This window comes from Wolbachia endosymbiont (group A) of Anthophora plumipes (assembly GCF_964028115.1).
Classification (GTDB): domain Bacteria; phylum Pseudomonadota; class Alphaproteobacteria; order Rickettsiales; family Anaplasmataceae; genus Wolbachia.
Map to the genome: position 1 here is coordinate 262,758 of NZ_OZ034756.1, position 26,167 is coordinate 288,924.

Sequence of the window (26,167 nt, forward strand, 5' to 3'; positions counted from 1 at the left end):
ATTTATAGGAATTCTATATTTTAACACTTAAATTATACAAATTTATAAACGCTAGTTTAATTTTTTAACGTAACTGTTAAGTTTGTCGATGGTAGTTAACTTAATTTTATGTTGTTCAGCAAATTTAAGTAACTGAGGTAAGCGCATCATAGAGCCATCATCATTCACTAATTCACAAATAACTGCTGAATGATCAAACCCTACTAACTTCGCCATTTCAACACTCGCTTCAGTATGACCAGCACGTTGTGCCACCCCACCTTTATGTGCAATTACAGGAAAAACATGACCTGGAGTTATGATGTCATCCTGAGTGCCATCCTTGTTGATAGCAGCATGTATAGTTTTCGTTCTATCCTCTGCTGAAACACCGGTTGTAATGCCATAACGTGCATCAATTGATGTAGTAAATGCGGTATGATTTTCACCAATATTTTTCTTTTCCATGAAATTAAGGCCCAACCTCTTCATGTGAAATTTAGTCATTGCTAAGCACACAACCCCTGTACCGTACCTAACCATAAAAGCCATATGTTCTGGTTTTACTTTTTCAGCTAAGACAACCAAATCACCTTCATTCTCTCTACTTTCATCATCAACTAAAATGAATAATTTACCGGAACGAGCATCCTCTAATACATCTTCCACAGAAGAAATACCGGGTAGACTCATTGAAGCATAAGTGGCCTGTACCATAATAATTTACTTAAATTCAATCTTAACTATTTTATACAATTTCTCTCCATTTGGCACTGTCACTTCCACATACTCACCGACTTTTTTGCCGATTAAGGCACTCCCGAGTGGTGAACTAGTAGATATTAACTGCTTTGAAACATCAGCTTCATATTCGCCTACAACCTTATAAACATATTCCACTTCACCGTTATTATCACTTAACATGCTTAATGTCACAGTTGCACCAAACATTACTGAATCACCAGACAAATTTTTTACTTCTATTACTTCCGCATGTGAGAGCTTACTTTCTATCTCCATTATACGGCCTTCAATAAAACCTAACCTTTCCCGTGCTGCATGATACTCTGCATTTTCAGACAAATCACCTTGATCACGAGCATCAGAAATATCCTGTATCACAGAAGGTTTTTCTTCCTTTAATTTTTCAAGTTCGGCTTGCATATTCTCAAAACCTTCCCTCGTCATAGGAAATTTATTAATAATGGATGAAGCCATAATCACCACCTAAACGCAATTAAATTGAGTAACGAAATTACTCACAATGTTAAAAATATCACCTTTTATATCATCACTCATGTCATTTGACAACTTTTTTAAAACCCCAGGGTGTACAGTATGAAAATAATTAATAAGATCATGTTCAAATTTATTAATGTAACTTATTTGTATTTTACTTAACTGATTATATAGGTTAGAAAAAATATACATCAGCACTACTTGCTCTTCTATTGACATAGGTAAATGTTGTTTTTGCTTTAATAACTCGACAAGATATTTACCCTTATTCAAGGATAATTGAACACTAGCATCAAGATCAGAACCAAATTTTGCAAAATCTTCTAATTCTCTATACTGAGCTAAGCTTAGCTTTATAGAACTAGCAACTTTCTTCACAGACTTTAGTTGTGCAGCAGAACCAACCCGTGAAACTGACAAACCTATATTTACTGCAGGTCGAAATCCTTTATAAAATAATTCAGACTCAAGAAAGATCTGCCCATCGGTAATTGAAATAACATTTGTTGGCACATATGCAGATACATCACCAGCTTGAGTTTCGACAATCGGCAAAGCAGTTAAAGACCCCTGCCCTTTTTTATCAGACATTTTAGCAGCTCTTTCAAGCAAGCGAGAATGTACATAGAATATATCTCCAGGGTAAGCTTCACGACCAGGAGGACGTCTGAGCAATAAAGACATCTGCCTATATGCCACAGCATGCTTAGATAAATCATCATATATAATCAAACAATGCATTCCATTGTCACGGAAAAATTCCCCAATAGTGCAACCAGCATAAGGTGCTAAAAATTGCATAGGCGCGCAGTCAGATGCACTAGCCACAACTACAGTTGTATACTCTAATGCTCCGCTTTCTTTCAGCTTATTTACCACTTTTGCTACTGTTGAAATTTTTTGTCCAATAGCAACATAAACACAGTAAATTTTTTGATTTTCGTTTACCTCATCGTTAATCTTCTTCTGATTGATAATAGTATCAAGCGCAATAGTAGTTTTACCAATTTGTCTATCGCCAATAATTAATTCACGCTGCCCTCTACCTATTGGAATTAGCAAATCTATAATTTTAATTCCTGTTTGCAGTGGCTCATGCACAGACTTACGATCAATAATGCCTGGCGCTTTAGATTCTATATCCATTCTGTTTTTGGCTCTAATTTCCCCACCGTCGTCTATAGGATGGCCCAACGCATTTACAACTCTCCCTAACAATTCATGCCCTATAGGCACCTGCACAACATCACCACTACATTTTACAACGTCCCCTTCTTTCACATCACGGTCATTACCAAGCACAACTATTCCAGCCGTATCATGATCTAAATCAAGAACTATTCCTTCTACACCGCTTGCAAAAAATACCTTTTCACCGAATTTTGCTTTTTCCAGCCCATAAACCAATGCGATACCATCTGTTACTGAAATTACTTCACCTATATTTTCCCGCTTTATAGGATTATCAAACGTCTCAACTTTTTCCCTTATTACACTTGCTATCTCAGAAACATTCATACTGTTCTTCATACAAAATTCCTTACTTTTAATATTTCCATTTTACTTAAGTCAACTAACCTATCTAAGTAACTTTTTAGCGAAGCATCGATCAAATTAAAACCATACCTAACTACGAAGCCACCTAGTATAGAAGGGTCAACCACATTGCTTACTTTTATTATTTTACCAAGAAAGCTCAAAGATTCAGTAATTATTTTTATATCAGATTCCTTTAAAGCTTCTGCTGACTTTATAGTAATTTCGAATTCATTTTCATTTTCTTTTGCAAGACTTAAGAATTTTTCTAATATAAGGATCAATAAACTAGAGCGTTTGTTTGCAAATATAACCATAATAAATTTTACTAAATTTTCACTCAAGTGCTCATTTATAGAAAGCATCACTTCTTTTTTGTGTGCAAAAGAAATCATAGGATGAGATAGGTACACAAAAACATCACGTTGATCCTTAAAAAAAGCCAATAAAAATTCTACTTCTTTCCTTATAATACCTAACCTGCTTCCTGAGACATGAAACAGCACTCTAGCGTAAGATGAAACTAAATTATTGTATTGGGTCTTTTTCATATTAAATCCAGTAAATCTAAATTAATTCAGCTACAAACCTTCCATTCTTCAATCCAAGCATTTTTTATATAAACAGGTCCTCTCTTTAAGGAAAGAAAACATAAATCATATCTGACTGAATAATCTAAAAAACTAAGGTTTGTACTTAAGAAATACTTAGAAGAATTTATAATAGACTGACATTGAAGATGAGATATCGGTATTTCTTTTCCAAGTAAACTTGTTTTAACTTCTATAAAAATCAGCTCCTTTTTTTTAGATACAATTAAGTCAATTTCACCGAACTTACAACGGTAACGGCGTTTTATAACATTATACCATTTCAGCTTTAAATATGCCAAAACTAACAATTCGCCAAAGTAACCTACAAAGTAGCGTAACCTACTTACCATAAGAAGAACAATTATGATAACAATTAACTTTGTGTAACTGCTTTGCCTCCTTCTCTATTTTTACTATAAACCTTACCTCTTGCTGCAATATCCCTATTAACCAGTTCTATCACTGCCATTGAAGCGCAATCACCCTTTCGAGTGCTAAATTTTATTATTCTAGAATACCCACCTTTACGATCTTGATAACGGCTGGCTAAGACGTTTAATAACTTATCAGCTGCTAACTTACTATTATGAAGGCGTGAAAGCAAAAGTCTTCTACCATGTAAAGTGTTCTTATTCTTAGCAATTGTAATAAACTTTTCGACATATGGACGAAGTTCCTTAGCTTTTGGTAAAGTAGTTACAATCTGCTCATGGTTAATTAATGAGATAGATAGATTCTTTAACGTCGATAATCTATGTTCAGTGCAACGAGATAGTTTACGTTTTTTTATTCCATGTTTCATATATCACCTAATCTTCATCAGTATGTTGTTTAGCCAACTCATCTATATCCTTAGGCGGCCAGTTTAGCACATTCATACCCAAAGACAAGCCAAAATTAGCCAAAACTGCCTTAATCTCATTCAAAGACTTCCTGCCAAAATTAGTAGTTCTTAACATTTCACCTTCTGTCTTTTGCACAAGATCACCTATATAAGTGATGTTTTCGTTTTTCAGACAGTTATGAGACCTGACAGATAATTCCATTTCATCTACCTTACGCAATAAGACAGGGTCATAACCCAAATCTTTAGCACCACTAGACGAAGAAACCTGCGATTTTTTATAACTTACATCAGAACTAATAAAGGGCTGAAGTTGCTCCTGTAATATTCTTGCAGCAGAGTCAACAGCTTGACTTGGAGAGATTGTACCATCAGTTTCAATTGACAATATCAGCTTATCCTTATCAGTCACTTGGCCAACACGACTATTCTCTACCCTGTACGAAACCCTGTTGACAGGGCTATACAAAGCATTAACTGGAATAAAACCAATTAAATCCTGTTCACTCATAAGCTTCAAAAGTTCATTTTCTTTATACTTAGTTACAGGAAGATAACCTTTTCCGCTAGCCACATATATGGTCATGTTAAGCTCTACATTTTGCCCCAGCGTACATATTAACAAATCTTTATTAACAATAGAGCATTGATCATCAGTTTCTATCATCCCAGCTAATACCTGGCAAGGCCCTTTAGCGTTTAAATTTAAGCATTTATTAGAAGCACCATTTAATTTACAACTCAACATGCCCATATTTAATACTATATCAGTTACGTCTTCTCTTACCCCTTGAATTGAAGTAAACTCATGAGTTATACCTTCAATTTTTATTCCATAAACAGCACTACCTTTAAGAGAAGATAACATTACACGTCTTAATGCATTACCTAATGTTAAAGCAAAACCTCTTTCCAACGGTTCTAGGACTATATCACCTTTTTCACTTGAATCATCTGATATTACCTTAACTGAACTAGGTTTAATCAATTTATCTAAATTGCTACAGAGAGAAACATTATTATTATAATACATAAAACAACCTTTTCAAATATCCTATACTCTTCTTTTTTTTCTTAACCTGCACCCATTATGAGGAATTGCGGTTTTATCTGCAATTGAAGTCACAGTCAACCCACAGCTCTGAAGTGCTTTAACCGCAGCTTCGGTACCAAAGCCAGGACCACGAATTATTACAGAGACAACCTTCATACCAAATCTCTCCATTGCATTCTTCGCAGCAGCCTCCGCAGCCTTACCTGCAGCATAAGGTGTGGATTTTCTCGAACCTGAAAAACCACATGCACCCACAGAAGTTTGACATAGCGTATTACCATGAACATCAGTTACATTTACAAAAGTATTATTAAAAGTTGCACGAATATGAACAACACCAGTAATAAACTCCTTTGTACTCTTACCAACCGTTTTGACTTTTTTCATTAAAACTCACAATAATAATAAATTTTATTTTTTCCCAGCAATAGGCAACCGAGATCTACCTTTACGAGTCTTAGCATTAGTATGAGTCCTTTGTCCTCTCACAGGTAAACCTTTTCTATGTCTCACTCCTCTATAGCATCCCATTTCCACTAAAGATTTTATGTTCATAGCCACTTCTTTTCTGAGCTCACCTTCTATAACATAATTTTGTCTAATGAAACTGCTGATCTTTTCTATATCTTCATCTCGTAATTCTGAAACACGTTTGCGCTTATCAACTTCACAAGCGTGACAAATTACATTCGCAGTAGCAATACCTATACCATATATATAAGTTAATGCAAAAGGAACACATTTCCTCACTGGAATATTTATGCCTGCAATACGTGCCACTGGTACCTCGATACTTTATTAATAACAACCCTTAATTTATACCATAAAACAACTCAGAGTCAAACCAAATTACAAGAAATTTTACTTTCAATCTCTTGCGTTACCTCATCAACACTCAAATTAGCGTCAATTGTTAATAATTTGCCTTTATAATACTCGCGTAAACCTTTCATTTGAAGGTGATATTCACTTATTCTCTTATTAATTGCAGACATATCAGCATCATCAATTCTTTTCTCTAACCTCGTACTTTTACATTTAGCACAAGTAGTACTCTTAAAAGAAGATACACTATATATGCTTTTACAGTCCAAACACGCGAGACGATTTTTTAATCTATCGATTGCAATATTATCGTCAAGCTGCAGTTCAATTACAATATCAACATCCCTATTATATTTTTCTTGCAAAACTTGAGTCAAAAAATGAGCCTGGTTTAAATTTCTCGGAAAACCATCTAATAAGCAATTATCATCCATTAATGCAAGCTGGTCATGCAATAATCCACATATAATTTCATCTTGAATTAAATTACCAGATTCCACGGTACCCTTTATTTTTTTACCTAACTCATTGCCATCAGATATAATATTCCTTAATAAATCCCCCACTGAAATTAATTTTAAATTATATTTTGCTATTAACAAGCTTGACTGAGTACCTTTACCAGAACCTGGAGGACCAAAAATCGTAATGATCATCTTACTTTCCTCGTTTTAGACTCATATTTCTTTATCCAGCTATCGTACCTATTCGAAAAAATATAAGATTGTATTTGCATAATAGTATCAGTAATAACGTTCACTATAATCAGTAAACTCGTCCCACCAAAAATAAATGGTATATCATAATAATATCTCATAACTTCAGGTACAGTACATATGACTACCAAATACGCAGAGCCAATGAATGTCAACTTAAAAACTATATCTTGAAGGTAATCAGAAGTATGTTTCCCAGGCCTTCTACCAGGTATAAAACCACCATTTTTTTTAAGAAAATCTGCGTTTTCCTCTGGATTAAATATAAAATTGGTATAGAAAAAATTAAAAAATACTATCAGCACCAAATAGGCTACAATATATACTACTTTATTTGCCATAAAGTAATTTAAAATAAAATCAGAAAAAGCGTGCCCCTTATAGAAATTTGCAATTGAAATAGGTGTCAATAAAATTGCATTAGCAAAAATGGTTGGTACTACACCAGATAAATTAATCTTCAATGGAATATAAGTAAAATTGTCATTATGTAATCTTTTAAATTGCTTTTTAGGATGTTGAACAATAACTTTTCTATAAGAAGACTCTACAAAAATGACTAAGACTAGCAGCAAAAAAAACAATACCAAAACAAAAAGGATAATAAATAACGATACGCTACCGTTTTTATTTAACGTTAACAGAGATGACAAAGCGCTGTGTAACTCTGATATTATGCCCGTGAAAATGATTAATGAGATACCATTGCCTATACCGCTAGCACTGATTCGTTCACCAAGCCATATTAAAAGCATAGTTCCACCTAAAAGGCTGAAAACACCTATTGTACGAAACATAACACCAGGTTCGATTACAACCAATACCCCTTCCCTATTCATCCCTTCCAATCCAACCAAAATTGGAATTGATTGAAATACACAAATTACTATGGTCAGGTAGCGTATATAAGAATTCATCTTTCTACGGCCTGACTCTCCATCATTCTTAACTTCCTTCATTCCTTTAATCGCAGAAGAAAGCAACTGAATAATGATAGAAGCCATTATATATGGCATAACGTTCAATGCTAGAATTGTCATTCTAGCCAATGCACCACCAGAAAATAAATTAAATACTCCAAAAACACCTGAGCCCTCTTTGGGAAATATATCATTAATTACATCAAGATTAATTCCAGGAATAGGCACATAAGTACCCAAGCGATAGCAAATTAAAGCTATTAGCGTAAAAAATATACGTTTTAATAAATCGCCTTTATATAACAACGTAGGATCCAAGCTATTAAATGCGGATTTATTGCCCATGATTTACGATAGTATTTCCACACTACCACCGACTGAAGCTACAGATTTTTTTGCAGCTTCTGACGCAAAATCAACATGAAACACAAATTTTTCGCTCAACTTACCTTTATTAAGAAGTTTAATTTTATCCTTAATAGACTTTATAAAACCTAATCTATACAGCCTCTCCTTATCTATAACAGAGTCTTTCACTATTTTTTTAGCTTCCATTAAGCGCTGTATATCGCCAACATTAATTATAGAATATATGTTCCTACGTATAGGCTTAAAACCTCTTTTAGGCAAACGAGTATATATAGACTGTTGTCCACCCTCAAAACCATTTATGGAAACTCCACTTCTAGCCTTTTGCCCTTTATGCCCTCTACCGGATGTTTTACCTTTACCACAACCGATACCTCTACCCAGCAACTTAGGCTTCTTTTTCTTAGATAACTTAGTAAATATAGAGTTTAATTTTACAGCATTATTCATACTTTACCTGTTTCCAACTATCTCGCTAATCTTTTTGCCTCTTTTGCTTGCTACCTGACGAGGAGATAACATACTATCAAAAGCCTTAAATACCGCACATATAACATTATGAGGATTATTTGATCTAGTGGATTTAGCTACCACATCCTTTATACCTAACACCTCAAAAACTGATCTAATCGCTCCACCAGCAATAATACCTGTTCCGGCTCTTGCGGTTCTTAAAACTATCTCACCAGAACAAAATTTAGCTTTAATATCATGATGCAAAGTTCTACCTTCACGCAAGTACACTCTAATCATCGATTTCTTTGCAGCATTTACAGCTTTGACTCTTGCTTCAGCAACTTCTGCGTGCTTACCTATTCCACATCCTACCCTACCCTTCCCATCACCAACAACAACCAAAATTGAAAATGAAAATCTTCTGCCACCTTTGGTAACCGTTGTTACTCTTCGTACCGAAACTAAAAGCTCTGATAAATCATTATTATTTTGTAAATTCTTTATAGCCATATTCAAAACCTTCTAAAACTCAAATCCAGAACTTCTTAAAGCCTCAGCAAATTGAGAAACTAATCCTGTATATTTATACGCTCCACGATCAAATACTAGCTTTTGTTCTAATTTCAGACCAGATAAGCGCTCAATCATTAAAGAAGAAACCTGTTTTATAGTTTCAGCATTGACTTTTCCTTTACATACATCCTTAATTTTAGCATCCAAAGTAGAAGCTGAAGTGAGAGTTACTCCTTTTACATCATTAATTAACTGGACATAAAAATGCCTATTAGATTTAAATATGGATATACGCAAAGGTTCAGCGCTCTTGTCAAGCTTCGCTCTATTACGCAACTTCCTTTTTTCATAGTTACTTAAAAAATTATATAACCTTCTCATCTTAATTACTTCTTTTTACTTACAACTTTACGCAACATAAATTTACCCTTTATTACAATACCCTTACCTTTATAAGGATCGTACTTCCTAATCCTGCATATATCAGATGCCACCATATAAACTTTTTGCTTATCCATACCACTAACTACTAAGTGAGTTGGCTTTACGCACTTAATCTCAACATCTTTAGGAACTTTATATTTAACATTATGGCTATAACCAAGATACAAAGTCAAATACTTACCATCACACTCTGCCTTATATCCAACACCATTAATCTCAAGATTAACAGAAAAACCATCAACCATGCCGTTAATAATATTATTAATATTACTCCTATAAGTGCCCCACATAGGCTTTATTTCATCATAATCATCTTTATCTTGATCCACAGAAAGGAGTAGCTGATTATCAACAATCCGGCACACAACATCACTGATTAAGCTAAGCTCTTTTTCAGCCTTAGCACTCTTTATTAACATCCTACCATTATTATATTCAACTGAAATACCAGCAGGAATATTGATAGGAGCAGCACCTATACGAGACATGAATTTCTCCTATTATTTAAAACACACGACACAAAACTTCTCCACCAACCTTTAACTTATGTGCATTATAATCAGTCATCACTCCTTTGGGTGTCGATATAATAAAAATACCAAGACCATTATATGCTTTAGAAATGTCCTTATACTTAGAATAACAACGACAACCAGGCTTTGACACCCTAACTATGTCACTAATTACAGGTGACTTCTCATAATACTTCAATTTTACAATGAAAGAAGGTAAATTATCTACAACTTGCTTTTCATAATCAAGGATATACCCTTCATCTTTTAAAATCTTCAGTATAGAAGAATTCACTTTAGAAAACAACACTCTTGTTGTTCTATGCATTGCCAATTGAGCATTACGTATCCTTGTTAAAAAATCACCAATACTATCAGATAACGCCACAATATACTCCTTATATTATATTTACCAACTAGACTTTGTAACCCCTGGAACTTGCCCAAAAGAACATAAATCACGCAAAACAATTCTACATAAACCAAATTTTCTATATACTCCTCTTGGTCTCCCAGTTAAAGCACACCTATTTCTAATTTTGGTTTTAGAAGAACTTCTAGGCAATTTTTTAATTAATTTATTTTGAGCTGTAAACCTTTCTACAATAGACAAATTCTTATTATTTATTATAGATTTCAATTTCTCTCTTTTTTCTTTATATTGATCGCACAGCTTTATTCTGCGAAGATTTCTTTCTATCATAGATTTTTTTGCCATATATTTCTCCTCTCAATTAATCAAAAAAAGGAAATTTAAGAGCCAGTAATAATTCCTTTGCTTCCTTATCACTAACTGCACTTGTTATAATATTAATATCCATACCTCTAATTTTACTTATTTTATCATAGTCTATTTCTAAAAACGAGATATGTTCCTTTATACCAAAGGAAAAATTACCATTACCGTCAAATTGCTTCACACTAAATCCTCTAAAATCTTTTTCCCTTGGCAAAGCAATATATATCAATCTTTCTAAAAACTCATACATTTTATCTCTACGCAAAGTTACTTTGCAACCTACTGTAGCACCTTTTCTGATCTTGAAGCCAGAAATAGATTTTTTTGCAAAAGTTGATAAAGGCTTCTGCCCAGCAATCAAATATAGGCTATCAAGTGGTTCATTTATTGCTTTACTATCTGTAGCAGCATCTCCAACGCCCATATTGATACACACCTTGACAAGTTTAGGCACTTGCATGATATTGCCGTAATTAAACTTATCCTTTAAGGACTTTACTATGCTATCTTTATACAATTCTTTAAACATATCAACCTAATCTATCACTTCTCCAGAAACTTTTGCAAAACGCACTTTTCTACCGTCTATAACCTTAAACCCCACTCTAGTTGGAGTTTTATATTTAGGGTCCAATGTTGCAACGTTGGATATATCAATAGCTAACTCTTTATTTAATATACCACCACTACTACCAGCTTTTGGTTTAGTGTGTCTCTTATGTACATTTACCCCAGAAACAATTACTTTCTTTTTAGCATCACATGCCACAACTTTAATCACTTTACCAATTTTTCCCTTATCTCTACCAGTTAAAACTATAACGTCGTCACCACTTTTTATTTTAGCACTCATTATAAAACCTCAACAGCTAATGACATTATCTTCATAAAAGAACCAGATGATAACTTTTTTACCGGACCAAATACCCGAGTGCCAAGTGGTTCACCTTGATCGTTAATCAAAACTACAGCATTGCTAGAAAAACGAATTACAGAACCATCAGATTTTCTAATAGGGCTTTTCACCCTCACCACAACTGCTCTATATACTTTTCCCTTCTCAACCTTCCCTCTTGGAGTAATAGATTTAGTAGATACAATAACTGTGTCACCTATAGATGCAGACTTTCTACCACCCAATAAACCAATACAAAGCACTGCACGCGCACCAGAATTATCAGCTACTTCCAACAATGTATTTTTTTGAATCATATAAATATCCTATTCAATGTGAGCTATTAACAACAACCCATTTTTTAGTAGTAGAAATAGGCTTGTGTTCTTGTATTAAAACCTTGTCCCCTTCTTTACAACTATTATTCTCATCATGTGCTGTATACTTCTTGTATTTTTTTATAACCTTTTTATACAGCTGATCCTTATACACTTGTAATACCGAAACCTTTACAGTCTTATCACACTTAGCCTTAGTTACAGTACCACAAAAAACCTTTTTAGGCATTCTTTTCCTCTCTTCTTCTTTTATTTAATGTAGTTAGAATACGAGCTATGCTCTTTCTTATTAAGCTAAAACGCGAAATATTGTTGCACTGCCCCAACTTCTTTTGAAAAACCAAATTAACAAACTCTTTTCTCAAATTTACAAGAATTTCATGCAATTCTTGTGAAGACCTCGATTCAATGTCAGCTATATCCATTGCAACTCCATTTAATTATGATTAGATACAAATTTACACTTCATAGGAAGCTTAGCGGTTGCCTTTTCAAGCGCCAATCTTGCTAAATGCATGGGAACATCACTGCTAATCTCAAACAACATTCTACCGGGCTTAGCTTTAAACACCCAAAATTCAACACTACCTTTTCCCTTACCCATACGTACATCTGCCGGCTTTTTACTAACAGGGGTATCAGGAAAAATTCTTATCCACACTTTACCAGAGCGTTTTAATGTTCTAGATATTACACGCCTTGCAGTTTCAATATGCTTAGACTGAATCCTACCTGCTTCTACAGCTTTTAAGCCATAATCTCCAAAAGATAATGTGCTACCACCTTTTGTATTACCCTTAATTCGCCCCTTAAATACCTTCTTATATTTACTCTTTTTGGGAACAGACATCTCAATATACCTTAATTACCAATATAAACCCAAACCTTAACTCCTATAATACCATATATAGTTTTTGCTTCACAAAAAGCATAATCTATATTAGCACGTAAAGTGTGTAAAGGCAAACGACCTTCTTTATACCATTCAGTACGAGCTATCTCAGCTCCGCCAAGGCGCCCAGAACAACTTACTTTAATACCTCTAGCACCCATCCTCAAACAACTTTGAATAGCTTTTTTCATCGCTCTTCTAAATGAAACCCTTTTTTCTAACTGTTGTGCAATGCTGCTTGATATTAAAACTGCATCTATTTCAGACCTTTTAACTCCTACTACATTCACTTCCACATTATTTTTTACTTTTTCAGCTATTTTTTGCTTTATCTTCTCAATATCTGAGCCTTTCTTACCTATTATCACTCCAGGTCTAGAAGAATGTATTATTACAGACACCAAATCGATTGTACGCTCTATAATTACTTTAGAAACACCAGCATGCTTAAAAGATTCATTTATATAACTGCGAATAGATAAATCTTGATGCAACCCTTGTTTATAACCCTTCTCAGCATACCAAACAGATGACCAAGTATTAATTATTTTTAACCTAAATCCTTTAGGATTAACGTTTCCCATACTTTTGCACTTTCCTTATTAATTTTCTATTTTTATGAATCATATAATTTCTCCCAATTTTACAGTTATATTACTATAACGTTTACTAACTCTATTAGCTCTACCCATAGCTTTTGGACATACCCTACGCAAAGTAAGAGACTTACCTATTGAAATTTCTTTTATATATAAATTATCGATATCCAATCCATAATTATATTGAGCATTAGCAATCGCAGAATTTAATACCTTCCTTATAAGACCCGCAGCTTTCTTTTCACAAAATCTTAATTGCACAGTGGCAAAAGAAACTTTTTTATTACGTACTAAACCAGCAACCAAATTCAATTTACGAGGAGTTGATTTTAAAACCCTAGAACCAGCTTTAACTATTACATCTCTGTTTTTCATATCAATTACCTTCTTGTCGCCTTTTTATCACCACTATGCCCAGTAAATTTACGAGTGGGCGAAAATTCACCAAACTTATGACCTATCATATTCTGATCATTAACATTAACAGGAATGTAATCCTTACCATTATAAACAGCAAACTTTAAACCTAAACAATTAGGAAGAATTACAGAAGCCCTGGAATGAACTTTTATAGCCATGTTAACAAACCCCTTGTTTAAAGCATTATTCACCGACTTTAATATAGAAGGATGACAAAAAGGAGGCTTCCACGCAGATCTACTCATAAACTAACCTTTCAATTGTTTTATATACTTATCACTAGATTTATTTTTCCTCCGAGTTTTCTTTCCTTTTGTTGCAACACCCCAAGGAGTAACAGGATGACGACCACCAGAGGTTTTTCCTTCCCCACCTCCATGAGGATGGTCAACCGGATTCATTGCAACCCCACGCACAGTAGGTCTAATTCCAAGCCACCTACTTCTTCCAGCTTTACCCAGCTTTCTATTCTTATGGTCAGGGTTAGATACTACACCAATAGTAGCCTTGCAAGAAGATAAAATCAACCTAATTTGACCAGACCTGAGTCGTAATAAAACATATTGGCCATCACGACCAACGATTTGCGCATAACAACCAGCAGCTCTAGCAATCGCAGCACCATTACCTGGCTTCAGCTCAACATTATGAACGAAAGAACCAACAGGTATATACTTGAGTAGCAAACAATTACCTGGCAAAATATCAGCATCATTTCCAGCTGTAACAATATCACCAGGCTTCATACCTTGAGGAGCTAATATATAAGACTTAATATCATCTTCCTTATATGATATTAACGCTAAAAACCCACTTCTATTTGGATCATACTCTATTTTTTCAACTATACCCTGACCACTTCTATTACGCTTAAAATCTATAACTCTATACTTCTTTTTGTGACCACCACCCCTATGACGAGTTGTAATTCTACCATAATTATTTCTTCCACCACTGGACTTTTTACCGGATGTAAGAGACTTTTCTGGCTCATCTTTTGATAAACCAACTTTACTTACTAACACAGTCCCACGAGAAGACGGAGTAACAGGATTAAAAAATTTCATACCCATATTAAACGCTCATTATATCTAATTTTTGACCATCTATCAAAGAAAAATAAACTTTCTTTTTCTGTTTTTCACAACCAATCACACCCCTGAAACGCCTATATTTAGGCTTAATTCTAACAACATTTATAGAAGAAATTTTAACATCAAATAGAGACTCTATTGCCAACTTTATTTGACGCTTATTTACATTTACAAAAACATACAAAGAATATTTATTAAACTTCTCCCTCAAAAAAGAGGCCTTTTCTGTAATTATAGGAGATTTTATTATATTATTATATTTGATCATAACAATCTACCTTCAAGATGCTTTAAAGTATCCTTTGTCAACATCACGCATTCGTGATTCAATATATCAAAGACATTTAACCCAATAGGTTTGATTAAGTCTACATAATGCAAGTTTCTAACAGCACGCAACAAATCATCTCCATAATCACCAACTATCAAAAAGGAAGAAAATTTAAAATTTTTAATACATTTACACATTTCAGACGTTTTCTTCACATCAATATTTAAATTATCCAGAATAATCACTTGATTATTTAAATACTTTAGAGATAAAGCAATTTTTAAACCAAATTTGCGTACCTTCTTATTAAGAGAATAAGTATGACTCCTCACAACAGGGCCGAAAATAATCCCACCACCTCTAAATTGAGGAGATCGCAAGCTCCCTTGTCTTGCCCTACCGGTACGTTTTTGACCATAAGGTTTAGCTGTTGTACCAGAGACATCACTGATACCTTTTGTTTTATGAGTACCAGCTCTTCTCTTCGCTAATTGCCATCTCACTATATCATGCAAAATACTCAATTTTTGCTTAGCAGAAAATATCAAAGGATTGAGCTGAGCAGTACCTACATTATTATTAGATAGATTAACTAAATTACATTCCATAACTAACTTACCAAATTACTAGCATCATCATTTACATCTAACAGTAAACCTACCGGAAAAGGAACATCTTTATGTAAAGATTTTTTAACTGCATCTCTTACAAAAACATAGGAATTTTTAAACCCAGGAACATTATTACCCTTCACAGCAATTATACTATTTTCATGATCAATGGATAATATCTTCATATTTTGTACAGTTATTCTGCTGTTACCTAAATGACCAGCCATTTTCTTTCCTTTGAATACTCTACCAGGATCCTGACATTGACCAGTGGAACCTTGTGATCTGTGAGCAATAGAAACACCATGAGATGCCCTAAGCCCACTGAAGTTATGCCGCTTCATTACACCAGCAAATCCTTTACCTATAGAATAACCCGTAATATCAAGATATTGACCAACCACAAAATGATTGATTCCCACTTTTTTACCACATTCTATTCCCGACAGGTCATTTAATCTACTTTCGTATAACTTACATTTATTATTTATACCCTTTTTCTTTAAATATTCCAACTGAGGTTTTGCTATATTTTTAAAATCTCCTGTGCCCAAAATGACTGAATTATAGCCACATTTATCTTGTCCTTTTATATCAACAATATGAGTTTCGCTGAGATGCAATAAAGTTACAGCCATGCGACTATTGTCAGAATACATAGCAGTATGACCAATATTCATCATTAGTAAACCAATTCTCCTCAGTGAATTTATTCTCTTCATTTCCTTCTCCTAAACCTTAACTTCCTTGACTTTTAAATCCACTTCTACGCCAGCAGAAAAAGATAAACCTGTAAGCATCTGCATCATAGTAGGAGTAAGATCATGTAAAACAATCAAACGCCTAGAAGTTCTCATTTCAAACTGTTCACGAGATTTTTTATCAACGTGAGGAGATCTATTAACAATAAATTTAGAATCTTTTCTTGGCAACGCAATCGGACCAGATAATTTTGCATTGGACCGCTTTAATTCATCAACAAATTTTCGAACACACTCCTCCAATAAAGAACAATCGAAAGCCTTAATGTTAATATATATATCTTGCTTCATCTTAGTTACTACTCTCACTCCAAAATTTCAGAAACAACACCAGAACCAACAGTTCTACCGCCTTCTCTTATCGCAAAACGCAATCCCTTATCCATTGCTATCGGTACTTGCAATTCTACTTCTACACTCACATTATCTCCTGGCATTACCATCTCCTTCCCATCTAGCAATTTTATGCTCCCGGTTACATCCGTTGTCCTTAAATAAAACTGTGGCTGGTAATTCGCAAAAAATGGTGTATGCCTTCCTCCTTCCTCTTTCTTTAATATATAAACCTCCGCCCTAAACTTTCTATGCGGCGTTATCGTCCCCGGTTTTGCTAATACTTGCCCTCTCTCCACTTCTTCTCTTTTTGTTCCTCTTAACAATATTCCTACATTGAGTCCTGCACTCCCCTTATCCAGCAACTTCTTAAACATTTCTACACCTGTGCATATCGTCTTTTGCGTCGCTTTCAGACCTATTATCTCTATCTCTTCTCCCGTCTTTATCTCTCCCTTCTCTATCCTTCCTGTTACCACCGTTCCTCGCCCCGATATCGAAAATACATCCTCGATTGGCAATAAAAATGGTAAATCCACAGGCCTTGGTGGAACCGCCACATACTCATCTAACTTTTCCATCAATTTATCTATTGATTTCTTTCCATATTCGCTACTGTCATCCTCCAGCGCTTTCAATGCAGACCCCACTACCACAGGCACTTCATCCCCTGGAAATCCGTATTTATTCAGCAATTCCCTCACTTCCATTTCTACCAAATCTATCATATCAGCGTCAGCAACATCAGCTTTATTTATATACACCACGATATATCCAACACCTACCTGCTTCGCTAGCAATATATGCTCTCTCGTTTGTGGCATTGGCCCATCAACCCCCGACACTACCAATATCGCCGCATCCATCTGTGCTGCACCTACTATCATGTTCTTTACATAGTCAGCATGTCCAGGACAATCAACGTGTGCATAATGCCTTTTTTCCGTCTGATACTCAACATGCGCTGTTGCTATCGTTATCCCCCTTTTCCTTTCTTCTGGCGCCTTATCTATCTGATCGTACGCTACAAAATTTCCATAATGCTTTGTTATCGCCGCTGTTAACGTTGTCTTCCCATGATCCACATGTCCTATTGTTCCCACATTTACATGCGGCTTTCCAAATGCTTCCACTACTGCTGTCATAATTTAAACTTTTCTACCTAAAATACAAATACATCAATAAATAATATGTTGATTTTATAAAAATACAACAAAAAAAAAGAGCGGATAGTGGGAATCGAACCCACGTCACTAGCTTGGAAGGCTAGAGCTCTACCATTGAGCTATACCCGCACAATGGAGGAGGTAGGGTTCGAACCTACGTACGCAATGCGGACAGATTTACAGTCTGTTACCTTTAACCACTCGGTCACTCCTCCACAAAAATTTGTTAAGAGAACGCTATTTTAGTACCTTAACTCAAGCTTTTATTGTATTTAATACTAAACGCCTAAAATTAAAAAATCAAGCAATAAAACCTACCCTGATTAAAATCATGCAGATTTCATTTTATACAACACAATATTGCCAATAAAACGTCTAAATAAATAATGCGAATCATGCGTACCTGGCGCTTCTTCTGGATGATATTGCACAGAAAAGACTAAGTAATCCTTCATCATTATCCCCTCTACACTATTATCAAATAGAGAAATGTGAGTAATTTCAACATTACTTGGAAGAGAAGCTGAATCAACAACAAAACCATGATTTTGGCTAGTGATCTCAACTTTTCCACTAATTACATCATAAACTGGATGGTTACTCCCTCGGTGACCAATATCCATCTTGATGGTCTTTGCTCCCAAAGTAATCGCAAGTAATTGATGACCCATGCATATGCCAAAAATTGGTATTTTAGATTTTATAATAATGTCTATCTCTGAAACTACACTTTCTCCTATTTCTTGCGGATCACCAGGACCATTTGAAAGCACTATACCATCTGGATTCATACTCAACACTTTTTGAGCAAAACCTGTGCTTGGTCTGATTAATTCAGCTGTACAACCAAGTTCTATTAAGCGTGAAACTATACTGATTTTTACGCCAAAATCAACGATTACAACCCTATATTTTGCATTAAGGTCACTTTTAAAATTACTATGCAAGCTGACTTTATTGGTTATTTCTATCCCATTTACAGATTTGTATTCCTTCAATTTGTCCAACACATGCGTCTCGCTTGACGGGCATATCATTCCACTTTGAGATCCATGTTTTCTCAAATGTCTCGTTAAAGCTCTAGTATCAATTCCTGATATCCCAACCACGTTATTTTTCTCTAACCAATCATTTAAACTGATATATGAAGAAGGGTGGGACATAGAAGAAAGTTCACGCATAACCACACCACTTGCAAAAATTTTCTCTCCTTCATTATCTTTATGGTTTATTCCAATGTTACCAATATGAGGAAAAGTGAATGTTATAATTTGATCAGCAAAAGAAGGATCAGTTATAGTATGCTGATAACCGGTCATACCAGTGGTAAAACAGACCTCACCTATGCACTTGCCTTTTTTACCTACTGATTTTCCCCAAAAGCACTTGCCATCTTGTAAAATTAAAACTGCGTCCTGCACTTCATTATCTATTTAACTGATTCAAAACAGTATACAAGAATTTCAAATAATACGTAACTCTTTCTAAAATTCCAAATTTAACCACGAGGCGGCGAAGAACAACATGAAAAAAAACTTTTAACGTGCCCTTTCATAAAATATGTTGACTATCTCCGTATTTTATATTAGGTATACTCCGGCAGTTATGAAATGGAGGTTTATTATATCAAATGAAATCCAACCTAAAAATAAGTTACTAATTGTAGGAGCTGGCTTACTATTCTTTGCGATGGTGTTCCCATCATTTTTTCTCTTAGCAAAAATAGCCATAGGATTAGCTATGATCGCAATTGCAACAATCGCGGTAAAAATTTTCTCAAAAACAATATCAAACGCTCTTGAAAAAGAAAAAGTAGATCAGAATCAGGCAGCACAACAAACAACACAAAGTAAAATTATAAACCTAGCTATTGGATTAACATTTATATTTGCAGGAGGATTATCAATGCTCATTATAGCAAAAACTGGCTTAATTGCAGCATGTGCAGCTATAACTGCTTTAGCTCTACACGAATATGTTAAAAATGAAAAAATAGGAAAAGAGATAAATGATAAATTCGATAAGGTAGCTAACGATACAATCAATTTTATTGTTAGCAATGTTGAAAAACTTATTCCAACAAAGCCGCCAGGCATAACAGCCTAAACTGTCTCCGTTCAGCAGAGTGGTTTAAGAAACAATAGATAGAAGGTTTTGAAAAGGGTTCAGCCTTCTTTTTATGTCGGTCTTGAGGAACTTCTTGTACAATTAGTTTTTCTTGAGAAAATGAATCTAACATTTTAACACTCCCTTTAACTCTTACATCATATATTGAAAAATAATTAACCTAACTTATAACTTGCACCTTTATCAGCTTGTTAGGTAGAATTATTAAAGAACTAGTTGAACAGACGTTATGACTAAATTCAACTCCATCCACAAGTTCTCCGCTTGTTACTCCAGCTGCAATGAACACTGATTCACCTCTTGCCATGTCTTTTACGGTGTAGATTTTTTCTGGGTCATCAATATTCAGACTTTTTGCTCTTTCTCTTAACTGATCCGTGTCAAATATTAATCTTCCCTCCATCTGTCCACCGATTGAACTTAGCGCTGCAGCCGAAAGCACCCCTTCTGGTGCTCCTCCTATGCCGATATACATATCATGATTGCCATTTACTAGTGAAACTACGGCCGCAACATCACCATCATCTATTAGTTTAACTTTTGCTCCTAACTTCCTGATTTTCACTATTAATTCATCATGCCTTTCACGGTTAAGTACAGTTACTGTAAGATCATTTACTTTACATCCTTTTGCCTTGGCTAAATTGTCTAGATTCTTTTCAATGCTATTTTTTAGTGAGACTACACCCTCTGGGAGATTTTTTCCTACTGCTATCTTTTCCATATAAACATCAGGTGCGTGTAAAAAATCACCTTTTTTCGTTGCAGCAAGAACGGACATTGCCCCCTGTTTGTAGTGAGCGCAAATTGTGGTACCCTCAAGTGGGTCAACAGCAATGTCGATTTCAGGACCATTTCCAGTGCCAACCTTCTCGCCAATATATAGCATTGGTGCTGAATCTCTCTCACCTTCACCAATTACGATAGTACCATTTATTTCCATTGAATTTAATACTGTACGCATTGCATCAACTGCAACCTGATCAGCCCTTTTTTCATCGCCGAAGCCTGCTAGTTTATATGCAGCAAGTGCTGCAGCTTCGGTCACTTTAACTAATTTATAGGCTAAATCTTCCATCATTTGCTTTAAGAACTATATTCAATATATATCATGCTACTTGAAACTGCAATATGTCTTGACTGGTTGTGGGAAAGTTGCATAATAAATTAGATAGTAATAGTGGTAAAATTTGACATGACTTATGAAAAGATAAAGGAAATTGTAACTCAAAATCCTGATATAACTGCTGAGGAGTTTGATAAGGAACTCAAAAAGGAGAAAATAGATAAAGAAATAATAGATCAAAATGGTTGGACTTTGCTTTATTATGCTGTCCGTTCAGAAGGGCCTAGTATTATCGGCGATCGCAGTATATTTCTAAAGATTGTTGAGTTGTTCACAAATTTAAACATTGGAATCGATTTTAAAGATACTGCTTCCAGAACTGTGTTGGGTACAGCTGCAATAAATAAACAAGCTGACGTTGTAAGGATACTTTTGAATAGTGGTAAGTTTGAAGAAGAAGAAAAAATTAGTGCTTTAAATAGTGCTATTATTCAAGGCAATGTTCAAGAGTTTGAGCCGTTTTTAGATTACATAGATCATGCGAAAATACTGGAGGCTCTCAACACAGCTTCTTGTAATGAGAACATTGACATTATGAAGGTGCTTTTAGATAATAAGAGATTTACTGAAGGAGAAAAGGTTGATGCTCTGAGTAATGCTTCCATAGATGGTGATCTACCAAAGGTTAGGTTGCTTTTAAAGCATATGACAGGTATACCAGCAAATGGTATAAGGAGTCTTTTAGAAATGATTAAAGAAAGTAAATCATCACTTGAGATAGATTCTGAATTTAAAGTGGACTTCAACAATTCTGATCACTGTAAATACCTCTCAAATTATGTAATAATTGCACTACTTAGATCAGCAATAAACAAAAAAGAGAAGCAAAACACACCTGATGGAGCGGAGTCCAATGTCAGTAATACAAGCACTGGTCTCACGCTAAGTAATGATGACATTAGGAATCTGTGTCTTGATATAGATAGGGTTACAAAACAGGATAGCACAGTTACTAGTTTTGAAGATTTGCAAAAAAGGTTAAAAAGGAAGGGAATTAATCTTCAGAGCAAATGTGAAAAAAATGCTGTACTAGAATATGCAATTAAAGATCAAAATTTGAACGTTATAAAATTTCTCTTACAAAATGGAATGACCATCATCAATGCAATCGGTCAAGAAGGAAGGTATTACGTTAGCAAAATTGAAGAAGACAAATCTATATTATGCTCTGTTGTTCATTATACTGATAACAGTAATGCTGAGATTCTAGGCACGCTACTGCGAAATATTAATGCAGAGCAATCAAAGTTAAATCCTGAAGATGAATTGTACAGATTATACCAACAATTAAAAGATGATGCATTCTGCACTGCTTTTGCAGAAAAGAATTCTGTAGCAGCGACAGTGCTAATACAGAACGATCAAGAAACACGCGCATCAGCAGTAAACAAGGATGAAACACCTGTAGTAACAGGAACTGACCAGGTTGTTACTACGCCAAGCGTAGAAGAAAATAGAACAGAACCTAACAAAAATATTAGTAATAAACCTACGGCAACAGTGTCTCCTATATTAACAAAGGAAACAAATCCAACTACTGTACCAAATAGTGGTAACGGTAGGAGTGTTAGTAATAACCAGTATCTCCTGTAGTATCAACAAACGCCGGCACACCCGCTATGTCAAGCGGTAATGATAAGTCTAGCAACCTCACAAATGCTCAATTTTCTGTGCCAAATGAAAAAGAAGCTAAATATAAAGAAAGCAAGGAAAATTTTTACACCTCATTAACAAAAGATGTTGTTGGAGTTGTTATTACGGGATTATTCATTGCTGCTGCTGTAATGGTTCCATTTGCGGCTGGTGCGGTGGTTTGTGGTGTTATAGCTGCTTTGGTTGCAACATATATCGGATTACATGTAAAAAATTCTACATTACCAAGCTATAGAGAAATGGAAAAAAATAAAGTTGAACACGTGAGTCCAAAAGTTGAACACGTGAGTCCAAAAACTGCACAAACATTGTGATTTGAGAAAAATCTCCACTAGGAAGGGTGTCATCCGAGTAGCTAAAACTGGGATCTATACTAGCACAGCCCTACGTCATACCGCGATTCATTCACGGTATCTTAGCATAGATCCCGCTAACACGTAGCGGGATGACGGTTGTCGGTAGGCCTAAATTACTTTAGCCATAAACATTTAAGAAATTTACCAAATGAAAAAAAAGGCAAAAGAAACCCCGGTTAATATCTATTTAAAAACATTGGCGTTTTTTTATGTTTTAAACGTCTAATAACCGCGACTCAGCTGCTTTTAAATGCAACTCACCTTAGTTTAAATGTTTAAGAAATTTACTAAGCAGAAAAAAAGGCAAAAGAAATCCCATGTTAGCTAGTTGTCACTCTCTAATCCTGCAAATTGGCGTTCTATACTGTCTTAAACGCTTTATAAGCGCGTTTCAGCTTATATAGCTAGAAATGTTGTGAAGACATAAGGTGCGCATAGTACAAAAAATTAAAAATAAGACGCCAATTACGTAATACTGTTGTCGTTTAATCTGCACAGATTGAAGATAAATGAATACCTTCAATACTCATGATAAGGGGGGCTGGCGGAGTTTGTCAAGTAGGTTTTTTCGTCTCTATTCCCAATAAAAGTTCGTTATTGGTTATGCAGGAAGTCTAATACTGTCGTAAAAGGAAGTTTTCTTGTGCGTGTGAAACTTTTTTTCCAACACAATGGATCTTCTGAAAAGTTTTCGAGTATATTGTATTTTTAATTTGTAAAATAAGATTTTTCCCTTTTTGCATGTTTCACCTAAAAAGGACACATTTTAGACTTCTTTGTTGAAATAAAACAGAAATAAAAGTGCTGTTTATTGCAGCTTTTGGGTAATTTAATGGTAAAAATTTTAGAGAGAAATTTTACACACAATCGCAGACATTTTTCCTTAAGTTGACGCCATTGAGTGAACGGTTACCTTAATTAGAAGTCTAGCTTTAACTTTAAATGGACTACTCAACCGTGACAGACTTAGCTAAATTTCTTGGACAATCGGCATCTAACCCTTTTTTTGCTGCAGTATAGTAAGCAAGGAATTGCATAGCAACACTATAGATGATAGGAGAGATAAAATTATCAGTGTCTGGAAGTTGCACCACATCTGCGCAAACTCCCCTTAGGAATGGCGCTCCTTGCTTATCACTGAAGGCAATTACTTTGCCTTTTCTTGCAATAATCTCTTGTATATTAGATAGCGTTTTAAAGAATAAACTATCATAAGGGATAATTGCTATAACAAGCACAGTAGAGTCTATTAAAGCAATAGAACCGTGCTTCATTTCTCCCGCTGCAATGCCAATGGTATTAATGTATGAAAGCTCTTTTATCTTCAATGCGCCTTCCATTGCAACTCCGTATGAACTTCCTCTGCCGATTAAAATAACGTTATTGTGTTCTAATATACTGCCCGATATATGTCGTATTTGCATCACATTCAAAACGTGCTCAACATACTCGGGAATAGAATTGATAGCACTGCTTAGCTGTTTTATTCTCTCTCCACCCAGTATACCTTTTATTTTTCCAAGCTCCACGGCAAAGCATGCTAAAGTTGCAAGTTGCGCAGAAAAGGTTTTTGTTGAAGCAACACCAATTTCTGGCCCAGCAAGAGTATGTAACACAATATCTGAGATCTTTTCAATGCTGCTGTTAAATGTGTTAGTTATACTAATGATTGTTTGCTTCTGTGATTTCGCATAACGCAGCGCTTCTATGGTATCTGCAGTTTCGCCAGATTGAGAGATGAATAACCCAATGCTGCCTTCTTCTAGCTTGACGTTGCTATACCTAAATTCTGATGAGATTTCTAGATATACTCGAACTTGAGCGACACTTTCCAGCCAATATTTTGCTATTAGCCCGGCAAAATAAGATGACCCGCATCCAACTATAGTAATGTAACTCCGCTCAGAAAACAATTTTTTGTTGACCTCTTTATATTGCTTGTAAAATTGATTTATTGTTTTGTTTAATGCACACGGTTGCTCAAAAATCTCTTTTAACATGAAGCTAGGATACCCATTTTTGCTAATTAGAAAATCACTTGGACTACTATTTTCTATACTACGTTTAACTTGTGTACCATTGTTGTATATACTAACTCCACTAGATTTTATCACTGCAATGTCACCATCTTCCAAATACGATATTCTTTCCACAAATGCACTTAAAGCATTAGAGTCAGATGCAGCAAACACTGTGTTACAGTTATAGCCTATTGCTAAAGGCAAATTTCTCTTCGCAACAAATAAGGCATCTGGATATTCTGCAAATAATAAGACCAAGGCAAATGAGCCATGTAAGTTGTTTAAACACTTAAATAGAGAATCAACTGGCGACAATCCTTCATCCAGATATAAGGTTAGCATATTTGGTATGATCTCTGTGTCAGTATCAGTATGGAATAACATTCCCCTTTCTTCTAGACCCTTTTTTAGCAGATTGTAATTCTCAATTATGCCGTTATGAGCAACAACAACATTATTTGTATGAATGGGATGAGCATTTTTAAGGCCTGGAACTCCATGTGTAGCCCAGCGAGTATGTGCTATACCAACTGTACTGTGAGACATCTTGCTTTCATCAACAACTTCATACAATCTTTTAACTTTACCTTCTGATTTTTTGACTTCTATCTCGCCTTCGTTATTTATGATTGCTATACCTGAGGAATCATATCCCCTATATTCCAATTTTTGCAACCCAGTTAGTAAAGTTGGTATTACTGAATCACCGCTACTTACTACACCAAATATTCCGCACACAAATGGATCACCAAATGAACTTTCTTT

Annotated in this window: 38 protein-coding genes, 2 tRNA genes and 1 pseudogene; 3 read left to right on the forward strand and 38 right to left on the reverse strand. The window is 34.9% G+C overall.

Annotation, left to right across the window (positions count from 1 at the left end; genetic code table 11):
- Positions 1-51: 51 nt before the first annotated feature.
- From ribB to carA, 35 genes are all read right to left on the reverse strand, one after another.
- A complete protein-coding gene (gene ribB, locus ABWU75_RS01365) occupies positions 52-696 on the reverse strand; it encodes a 3,4-dihydroxy-2-butanone-4-phosphate synthase (RefSeq protein ID WP_353286915.1) in 645 nt (214 codons plus the stop codon).
- A gap of 6 nt (positions 697-702) precedes the next feature.
- Positions 703-1,197, reverse strand: a complete 495-nt coding sequence (gene greA / locus ABWU75_RS01370; protein ID WP_264732212.1) for a transcription elongation factor GreA — start codon at positions 1,195-1,197, stop codon at positions 703-705.
- 9 nt (positions 1,198-1,206) lie between these two features.
- On the reverse strand, positions 1,207-2,748 hold the full coding sequence (gene atpA / locus ABWU75_RS01375) for a F0F1 ATP synthase subunit alpha (protein WP_253309074.1): 1,542 nt from the start codon (positions 2,746-2,748) through the stop codon (positions 1,207-1,209).
- Positions 2,745-3,305, reverse strand: a complete 561-nt coding sequence (atpH, locus tag ABWU75_RS01380; protein WP_253309075.1) for an ATP synthase F1 subunit delta — start codon at positions 3,303-3,305, stop codon at positions 2,745-2,747. The genes atpA and atpH overlap by 4 nt, the downstream gene beginning before the upstream one ends.
- A 26-nt stretch (positions 3,306-3,331) precedes the next feature.
- Positions 3,332-3,697, reverse strand: a complete 366-nt coding sequence (locus ABWU75_RS01385; RefSeq protein WP_253309076.1) for a YraN family protein — start codon at positions 3,695-3,697, stop codon at positions 3,332-3,334.
- A 23-nt stretch (positions 3,698-3,720) separates the two neighbouring features.
- The gene (rplQ, locus tag ABWU75_RS01390) at positions 3,721-4,149 is read right to left on the reverse strand and encodes a 50S ribosomal protein L17 (protein ID WP_353286916.1); all 429 of its coding nucleotides are present in this window, start codon (positions 4,147-4,149) and stop codon (positions 3,721-3,723) included.
- 7 nt (positions 4,150-4,156) lie between these two features.
- The gene (locus ABWU75_RS01395) at positions 4,157-5,224 is read right to left on the reverse strand and encodes a DNA-directed RNA polymerase subunit alpha (protein ID WP_353286917.1); all 1,068 of its coding nucleotides are present in this window, start codon (positions 5,222-5,224) and stop codon (positions 4,157-4,159) included.
- A 21-nt stretch (positions 5,225-5,245) separates the two neighbouring features.
- Complete coding sequence (gene rpsK / locus ABWU75_RS01400) at positions 5,246-5,632, reverse strand: 30S ribosomal protein S11 (protein ID WP_264732204.1); 387 nt, start codon at positions 5,630-5,632, stop codon at positions 5,246-5,248.
- 24 nt (positions 5,633-5,656) lie between these two features.
- Positions 5,657-6,025, reverse strand: a complete 369-nt coding sequence (gene rpsM / locus ABWU75_RS01405) for a 30S ribosomal protein S13 (protein WP_007550179.1) — start codon at positions 6,023-6,025, stop codon at positions 5,657-5,659.
- A gap of 59 nt (positions 6,026-6,084) precedes the next feature.
- Entirely contained in the window at positions 6,085-6,726 is a 642-nt protein-coding gene (locus ABWU75_RS01410; RefSeq protein ID WP_353286918.1) for an adenylate kinase family protein, read from the reverse strand.
- Positions 6,723-8,051 (reverse strand): preprotein translocase subunit SecY, encoded by a 1,329-nt coding sequence (secY, locus tag ABWU75_RS01415; RefSeq protein ID WP_353286919.1) that lies wholly within the window; start codon positions 8,049-8,051, stop codon positions 6,723-6,725. Before secY ends, ABWU75_RS01410 begins: the two co-directional genes overlap by 4 nt.
- Positions 8,052-8,054: 3 nt before the next feature.
- Positions 8,055-8,525, reverse strand: a complete 471-nt coding sequence (rplO, locus tag ABWU75_RS01420; protein WP_096616812.1) for a 50S ribosomal protein L15 — start codon at positions 8,523-8,525, stop codon at positions 8,055-8,057.
- Positions 8,526-8,528: 3 nt separating this feature from the next.
- On the reverse strand, positions 8,529-9,041 hold the full coding sequence (rpsE, locus tag ABWU75_RS01425; RefSeq protein ID WP_253309082.1) for a 30S ribosomal protein S5: 513 nt from the start codon (positions 9,039-9,041) through the stop codon (positions 8,529-8,531).
- A 12-nt stretch (positions 9,042-9,053) separates the two neighbouring features.
- Positions 9,054-9,425, reverse strand: a complete 372-nt coding sequence (gene rplR, locus ABWU75_RS01430; RefSeq protein ID WP_353286920.1) for a 50S ribosomal protein L18 — start codon at positions 9,423-9,425, stop codon at positions 9,054-9,056.
- Positions 9,426-9,430: 5 nt separating this feature from the next.
- Positions 9,431-9,976, reverse strand: a complete 546-nt coding sequence (gene rplF / locus ABWU75_RS01435; protein WP_353286921.1) for a 50S ribosomal protein L6 — start codon at positions 9,974-9,976, stop codon at positions 9,431-9,433.
- 16 nt (positions 9,977-9,992) lie between these two features.
- On the reverse strand, positions 9,993-10,388 hold the full coding sequence (gene rpsH / locus ABWU75_RS01440; RefSeq protein WP_064124654.1) for a 30S ribosomal protein S8: 396 nt from the start codon (positions 10,386-10,388) through the stop codon (positions 9,993-9,995).
- Between the two features lie 21 nt (positions 10,389-10,409).
- A complete protein-coding gene (gene rpsN / locus ABWU75_RS01445; RefSeq protein ID WP_264732194.1) occupies positions 10,410-10,718 on the reverse strand; it encodes a 30S ribosomal protein S14 in 309 nt (102 codons plus the stop codon).
- A gap of 16 nt (positions 10,719-10,734) precedes the next feature.
- Positions 10,735-11,268 carry a 50S ribosomal protein L5 gene (rplE, locus tag ABWU75_RS01450; protein ID WP_010962750.1) on the reverse strand — a complete coding sequence of 178 codons (534 nt, stop codon included), beginning with the start codon at positions 11,266-11,268 and terminating at the stop codon, positions 10,735-10,737.
- 6 nt (positions 11,269-11,274) lie between these two features.
- Entirely contained in the window at positions 11,275-11,592 is a 318-nt protein-coding gene (gene rplX, locus ABWU75_RS01455; protein WP_182182782.1) for a 50S ribosomal protein L24, read from the reverse strand.
- Positions 11,592-11,951: a 50S ribosomal protein L14 gene (gene rplN / locus ABWU75_RS01460; RefSeq protein ID WP_006279348.1), complete on the reverse strand. Its 360-nt coding sequence runs from the start codon at positions 11,949-11,951 to the stop codon at positions 11,592-11,594. The genes rplX and rplN overlap by 1 nt, the downstream gene beginning before the upstream one ends.
- A gap of 13 nt (positions 11,952-11,964) precedes the next feature.
- Complete coding sequence (rpsQ, locus tag ABWU75_RS01465) at positions 11,965-12,201, reverse strand: 30S ribosomal protein S17 (protein WP_264732192.1); 237 nt, start codon at positions 12,199-12,201, stop codon at positions 11,965-11,967.
- Positions 12,194-12,397, reverse strand: a complete 204-nt coding sequence (rpmC, locus tag ABWU75_RS01470; protein ID WP_006279350.1) for a 50S ribosomal protein L29 — start codon at positions 12,395-12,397, stop codon at positions 12,194-12,196. Before rpmC ends, rpsQ begins: the two co-directional genes overlap by 8 nt.
- Positions 12,398-12,408: 11 nt before the next feature.
- The gene (gene rplP, locus ABWU75_RS01475; protein ID WP_353286922.1) at positions 12,409-12,822 is read right to left on the reverse strand and encodes a 50S ribosomal protein L16; all 414 of its coding nucleotides are present in this window, start codon (positions 12,820-12,822) and stop codon (positions 12,409-12,411) included.
- Between the two features lie 11 nt (positions 12,823-12,833).
- Positions 12,834-13,448, reverse strand: a complete 615-nt coding sequence (gene rpsC, locus ABWU75_RS01480) for a 30S ribosomal protein S3 (protein WP_253309088.1) — start codon at positions 13,446-13,448, stop codon at positions 12,834-12,836.
- A 39-nt stretch (positions 13,449-13,487) separates the two neighbouring features.
- A complete protein-coding gene (gene rplV / locus ABWU75_RS01485) occupies positions 13,488-13,838 on the reverse strand; it encodes a 50S ribosomal protein L22 (RefSeq protein ID WP_096616838.1) in 351 nt (116 codons plus the stop codon).
- A gap of 5 nt (positions 13,839-13,843) precedes the next feature.
- On the reverse strand, positions 13,844-14,128 hold the full coding sequence (rpsS, locus tag ABWU75_RS01490) for a 30S ribosomal protein S19 (protein WP_006279181.1): 285 nt from the start codon (positions 14,126-14,128) through the stop codon (positions 13,844-13,846).
- A 3-nt stretch (positions 14,129-14,131) separates the two neighbouring features.
- The gene (gene rplB, locus ABWU75_RS01495; protein WP_253309089.1) at positions 14,132-14,956 is read right to left on the reverse strand and encodes a 50S ribosomal protein L2; all 825 of its coding nucleotides are present in this window, start codon (positions 14,954-14,956) and stop codon (positions 14,132-14,134) included.
- Between the two features lies 1 nt (position 14,957).
- Positions 14,958-15,245, reverse strand: coding sequence for a 50S ribosomal protein L23 (locus ABWU75_RS01500; RefSeq protein WP_064124642.1), 288 nt, complete (start codon positions 15,243-15,245; stop codon positions 14,958-14,960).
- Complete coding sequence (gene rplD, locus ABWU75_RS01505) at positions 15,242-15,856, reverse strand: 50S ribosomal protein L4 (RefSeq protein WP_064124641.1); 615 nt, start codon at positions 15,854-15,856, stop codon at positions 15,242-15,244. Before rplD ends, ABWU75_RS01500 begins: the two co-directional genes overlap by 4 nt.
- Before the next feature lie 2 nt (positions 15,857-15,858).
- Complete coding sequence (rplC, locus tag ABWU75_RS01510; RefSeq protein WP_353286923.1) at positions 15,859-16,581, reverse strand: 50S ribosomal protein L3; 723 nt, start codon at positions 16,579-16,581, stop codon at positions 15,859-15,861.
- 9 nt (positions 16,582-16,590) lie between these two features.
- Positions 16,591-16,911 (reverse strand): 30S ribosomal protein S10, encoded by a 321-nt coding sequence (rpsJ, locus tag ABWU75_RS01515; protein ID WP_096616846.1) that lies wholly within the window; start codon positions 16,909-16,911, stop codon positions 16,591-16,593.
- A 14-nt stretch (positions 16,912-16,925) separates the two neighbouring features.
- Positions 16,926-18,098, reverse strand: coding sequence for an elongation factor Tu (gene tuf / locus ABWU75_RS01520; RefSeq protein WP_264329094.1), 1,173 nt, complete (start codon positions 18,096-18,098; stop codon positions 16,926-16,928).
- Between the two features lie 79 nt (positions 18,099-18,177).
- Positions 18,178-18,248 (reverse strand) — tRNA-Gly (locus tag ABWU75_RS01525).
- 4 nt (positions 18,249-18,252) lie between these two features.
- Positions 18,253-18,334: transfer RNA gene (locus ABWU75_RS01530), tRNA-Tyr, on the reverse strand.
- A gap of 114 nt (positions 18,335-18,448) precedes the next feature.
- Positions 18,449-19,540: a glutamine-hydrolyzing carbamoyl-phosphate synthase small subunit gene (carA, locus tag ABWU75_RS01535; protein WP_353286924.1), complete on the reverse strand. Its 1,092-nt coding sequence runs from the start codon at positions 19,538-19,540 to the stop codon at positions 18,449-18,451.
- 184 nt (positions 19,541-19,724) lie between these two features.
- Here carA and ABWU75_RS01540 point away from each other — a divergent pair, with 184 nt between their 5' ends.
- The gene (locus ABWU75_RS01540) at positions 19,725-20,225 is read left to right on the forward strand and encodes a hypothetical protein (protein ID WP_353286925.1); all 501 of its coding nucleotides are present in this window, start codon (positions 19,725-19,727) and stop codon (positions 20,223-20,225) included.
- Positions 20,226-20,406: 181 nt separating this feature from the next.
- Here ABWU75_RS01540 and glpX read toward each other — a convergent pair whose 3' ends face one another.
- Positions 20,407-21,324 carry a class II fructose-bisphosphatase gene (glpX, locus tag ABWU75_RS01545; RefSeq protein ID WP_353287056.1) on the reverse strand — a complete coding sequence of 306 codons (918 nt, stop codon included), beginning with the start codon at positions 21,322-21,324 and terminating at the stop codon, positions 20,407-20,409.
- Positions 21,325-21,441: 117 nt separating this feature from the next.
- Here glpX and ABWU75_RS01550 point away from each other — a divergent pair, with 117 nt between their 5' ends.
- Together ABWU75_RS01550 and ABWU75_RS01555 are read left to right on the forward strand one after the other, a co-directional pair.
- Entirely contained in the window at positions 21,442-22,965 is a 1,524-nt protein-coding gene (locus ABWU75_RS01550) for an ankyrin repeat domain-containing protein (protein WP_353286926.1), read from the forward strand.
- 26 nt (positions 22,966-22,991) lie between these two features.
- Positions 22,992-23,339, forward strand: coding sequence for a hypothetical protein (locus ABWU75_RS01555; protein ID WP_353286927.1), 348 nt, complete (start codon positions 22,992-22,994; stop codon positions 23,337-23,339).
- Between the two features lie 648 nt (positions 23,340-23,987).
- On the opposite strand, the pseudogene ABWU75_RS05895 reads toward ABWU75_RS01555, so the two are convergent.
- Positions 23,988-24,124 (reverse strand): annotated as a pseudogene (locus ABWU75_RS05895) (IS4 family transposase); the annotation flags it as partial.
- 204 nt (positions 24,125-24,328) lie between these two features.
- A complete protein-coding gene (glmS, locus tag ABWU75_RS01560) occupies positions 24,329-26,140 on the reverse strand; it encodes a glutamine--fructose-6-phosphate transaminase (isomerizing) (protein WP_353286928.1) in 1,812 nt (603 codons plus the stop codon).
- Positions 26,141-26,167 lie beyond the last annotated feature (27 nt).

What these genes read in the sequence shown, in the direction of transcription:
- ribB (WP_353286915.1), bottom strand. Translation starts at nt 696, where the DNA reads ATGGTACAGGCCACTTATGCTTCAATGAGTCTACCCGGTATTTCTTCT.
- greA (WP_264732212.1), bottom strand. Translation starts at nt 1,197, where the DNA reads ATGGCTTCATCCATTATTAATAAATTTCCTATGACGAGGGAAGGTTTT.
- atpA (WP_253309074.1), bottom strand. Translation starts at nt 2,748, where the DNA reads ATGAAGAACAGTATGAATGTTTCTGAGATAGCAAGTGTAATAAGGGAA.
- atpH (WP_253309075.1), bottom strand. Translation starts at nt 3,305, where the DNA reads ATGAAAAAGACCCAATACAATAATTTAGTTTCATCTTACGCTAGAGTG.
- ABWU75_RS01385 (WP_253309076.1), bottom strand. Translation starts at nt 3,697, where the DNA reads ATGGTAAGTAGGTTACGCTACTTTGTAGGTTACTTTGGCGAATTGTTA.
- rplQ (WP_353286916.1), bottom strand. Translation starts at nt 4,149, where the DNA reads ATGAAACATGGAATAAAAAAACGTAAACTATCTCGTTGCACTGAACAT.
- ABWU75_RS01395 (WP_353286917.1), bottom strand. Translation starts at nt 5,224, where the DNA reads ATGTATTATAATAATAATGTTTCTCTCTGTAGCAATTTAGATAAATTG.
- rpsK (WP_264732204.1), bottom strand. Translation starts at nt 5,632, where the DNA reads ATGAAAAAAGTCAAAACGGTTGGTAAGAGTACAAAGGAGTTTATTACT.
- ABWU75_RS01410 (WP_353286918.1), bottom strand. Translation starts at nt 6,726, where the DNA reads ATGATCATTACGATTTTTGGTCCTCCAGGTTCTGGTAAAGGTACTCAG.
- secY (WP_353286919.1), bottom strand. Translation starts at nt 8,051, where the DNA reads ATGGGCAATAAATCCGCATTTAATAGCTTGGATCCTACGTTGTTATAT.
- rplO (WP_096616812.1), bottom strand. Translation starts at nt 8,525, where the DNA reads ATGAATAATGCTGTAAAATTAAACTCTATATTTACTAAGTTATCTAAG.
- rpsE (WP_253309082.1), bottom strand. Translation starts at nt 9,041, where the DNA reads ATGGCTATAAAGAATTTACAAAATAATAATGATTTATCAGAGCTTTTA.
- rplR (WP_353286920.1), bottom strand. Translation starts at nt 9,425, where the DNA reads ATGAGAAGGTTATATAATTTTTTAAGTAACTATGAAAAAAGGAAGTTG.
- rplF (WP_353286921.1), bottom strand. Translation starts at nt 9,976, where the DNA reads ATGTCTCGTATAGGTGCTGCTCCTATCAATATTCCTGCTGGTATTTCA.
- rpsN (WP_264732194.1), bottom strand. Translation starts at nt 10,718, where the DNA reads ATGGCAAAAAAATCTATGATAGAAAGAAATCTTCGCAGAATAAAGCTG.
- rplE (WP_010962750.1), bottom strand. Translation starts at nt 11,268, where the DNA reads ATGTTTAAAGAATTGTATAAAGATAGCATAGTAAAGTCCTTAAAGGAT.
- rplX (WP_182182782.1), bottom strand. Translation starts at nt 11,592, where the DNA reads ATGAGTGCTAAAATAAAAAGTGGTGACGACGTTATAGTTTTAACTGGT.
- rplN (WP_006279348.1), bottom strand. Translation starts at nt 11,951, where the DNA reads ATGATTCAAAAAAATACATTGTTGGAAGTAGCTGATAATTCTGGTGCG.
- rpsQ (WP_264732192.1), bottom strand. Translation starts at nt 12,201, where the DNA reads ATGCCTAAAAAGGTTTTTTGTGGTACTGTAACTAAGGCTAAGTGTGAT.
- rpmC (WP_006279350.1), bottom strand. Translation starts at nt 12,397, where the DNA reads ATGGATATAGCTGACATTGAATCGAGGTCTTCACAAGAATTGCATGAA.
- rplP (WP_353286922.1), bottom strand. Translation starts at nt 12,822, where the DNA reads ATGTCTGTTCCCAAAAAGAGTAAATATAAGAAGGTATTTAAGGGGCGA.
- rpsC (WP_253309088.1), bottom strand. Translation starts at nt 13,448, where the DNA reads ATGGGAAACGTTAATCCTAAAGGATTTAGGTTAAAAATAATTAATACT.
- rplV (WP_096616838.1), bottom strand. Translation starts at nt 13,838, where the DNA reads ATGAAAAACAGAGATGTAATAGTTAAAGCTGGTTCTAGGGTTTTAAAA.
- rpsS (WP_006279181.1), bottom strand. Translation starts at nt 14,128, where the DNA reads ATGAGTAGATCTGCGTGGAAGCCTCCTTTTTGTCATCCTTCTATATTA.
- rplB (WP_253309089.1), bottom strand. Translation starts at nt 14,956, where the DNA reads ATGGGTATGAAATTTTTTAATCCTGTTACTCCGTCTTCTCGTGGGACT.
- ABWU75_RS01500 (WP_064124642.1), bottom strand. Translation starts at nt 15,245, where the DNA reads ATGATCAAATATAATAATATAATAAAATCTCCTATAATTACAGAAAAG.
- rplD (WP_064124641.1), bottom strand. Translation starts at nt 15,856, where the DNA reads ATGGAATGTAATTTAGTTAATCTATCTAATAATAATGTAGGTACTGCT.
- rplC (WP_353286923.1), bottom strand. Translation starts at nt 16,581, where the DNA reads ATGAAGAGAATAAATTCACTGAGGAGAATTGGTTTACTAATGATGAAT.
- rpsJ (WP_096616846.1), bottom strand. Translation starts at nt 16,911, where the DNA reads ATGAAGCAAGATATATATATTAACATTAAGGCTTTCGATTGTTCTTTA.
- tuf (WP_264329094.1), bottom strand. Translation starts at nt 18,098, where the DNA reads ATGACAGCAGTAGTGGAAGCATTTGGAAAGCCGCATGTAAATGTGGGA.
- ABWU75_RS01540 (WP_353286925.1), top strand. Translation starts at nt 19,725, where the DNA reads ATGAAATGGAGGTTTATTATATCAAATGAAATCCAACCTAAAAATAAG.
- glpX (WP_353287056.1), bottom strand. Translation starts at nt 21,324, where the DNA reads ATGGAAGATTTAGCCTATAAATTAGTTAAAGTGACCGAAGCTGCAGCA.
- ABWU75_RS01550 (WP_353286926.1), top strand. Translation starts at nt 21,442, where the DNA reads ATGACTTATGAAAAGATAAAGGAAATTGTAACTCAAAATCCTGATATA.
- ABWU75_RS01555 (WP_353286927.1), top strand. Translation starts at nt 22,992, where the DNA reads ATGTCAAGCGGTAATGATAAGTCTAGCAACCTCACAAATGCTCAATTT.